This window comes from Pseudomonas sp. NPDC087817, from assembly GCF_044742875.1.
Taxonomy (GTDB): Bacteria; Pseudomonadota; Gammaproteobacteria; order Pseudomonadales; family Pseudomonadaceae; genus Aquipseudomonas.
On sequence record NZ_JBIUVJ010000148.1, the window covers coordinates 1 to 1,305 of the forward strand.

The 1,305-nt window shown below is 58.8% G+C and carries 2 protein-coding genes; both read right to left on the reverse strand.

The window, feature by feature from the left end:
* Nucleotides 1–95: 95 nt before the first annotated feature.
* Nucleotides 96–542 (reverse strand): NUDIX hydrolase, encoded by a 447-nt coding sequence (locus ACIONG_RS30150; protein WP_103486069.1) that lies wholly within the window; start codon nt 540–542, stop codon nt 96–98.
* 205 nt (nt 543–747) lie between these two features.
* Nucleotides 748–1,305, reverse strand: a 558-nt coding sequence (locus ACIONG_RS30155; RefSeq protein WP_401304643.1) for an NADP-dependent isocitrate dehydrogenase, incomplete at its 5' end; no start/stop codon positions are given.

Here is a 1,305-nt window from a genome sequence, read left to right on the forward strand (position 1 = left end):
CTTCTTGGATGTGTCAGAAGGGGCTGGATCACGCATAGGGATTCAATGAGTGTCTTGAAAAAGGACGCGATTCTAGCAGGCTCGCGGCCTCAAGGCTAAAGAGAAGGGCGGATCAGTTCGAGGCTGAAGTGATGACCGGCCAGATAATCGTCGATGCAACGGATGATCAGCTCGCTGCGCCAGTTGTCGCGTTGGGCGATTAATTCACTGCGGGTCAGCCACTTGGCGCCGACGATGCCGTCGTCGAGTTGATAATCCGGGTGGTGTTTGACGGCTTTGGCGCTGAAGCACACGCGCTGATAAGTCACGCCGTTGCTCGGCGCGGTGTACAGGTAAATGCCGACCACGCCGGTGGGCTCGACGTCCCAGCCTGTTTCTTCGAGGGTTTCGCGGATGGCAGCCTCAATCAGGGTTTCATCCGGGTCGAGATGGCCGGCGGGCTGGTTCAGCACGTTACGTCCGGCCTTGTGTTCTTCGACCATCAGGAAACGGCCGTTGTCCTCGACGATAGTGGCGACGGTGATGTGGGGGAGCCATTCCATACGGTGTCCTCGTTTTTGAATATTGGAACCCGATCCCTGTGGGAGCTGGCTTGCCAGCGATGGCGGCCTATCATTCAGCATTGAAGGTGACTGATCCACCGCTATCGCTGGCAAGCCAGCTCCCACAGGGTTTTGTGGTGATCATAAAACCCGGAAACACAAACCCCGGCGCTGGGCCGGGGTTTGTGATGTTCCCTTTACAACCTTAAACCAGCGCAGCAATCGCCGCGTTGAAGGTTGCGCTTGGGCGCATGGCCTTGCTGATCAGCTCGGCGTCGGCGTGGTAGTAACCGCCGATGTCCACTGGCTTGCCCTGAACGGCATTGAGCTCGGCAACGATGGTTGCTTCGTTCTCGGTCAGGGTTTTGGCCAGGGTCGCGAACTGCGCTTGCAGTGCAGCGTCTTCGGTCTGGGCAGCCAGGGCCTGAGCCCAGTACAGCGCCAGGTAGAAGTGGCTGCCGCGGTTGTCGATGTTGCCGACTTTGCGCGATGGCGACTTGTTGTTGTCGAGGAACTGGCCGGTAGCCTGATCCAGGGTCTTGGACAGAACCAGTGCTTTCGGGTTGTTGTAGTTCACACCCAAATGCTCAAGGGACGCTGCCAGTGCGAGGAACTCGCCCAGCGAATCCCAGCGCAGGAAGTTCTCTTCAACCAGTTGCTGCACGTGCTTCGGAGCCGAACCGCCGGCACCGGTTTCGAACAAGCCACCGCCGTTCATCAGCGGCACGATCGACAGCATCTTGGCGCTGGTGCCCAGTTCCAT

What these genes read in the sequence shown, in the direction of transcription:
- ACIONG_RS30150 (WP_103486069.1), bottom strand. Translation starts at nt 542, where the DNA reads ATGGAATGGCTCCCCCACATCACCGTCGCCACTATCGTCGAGGACAAC.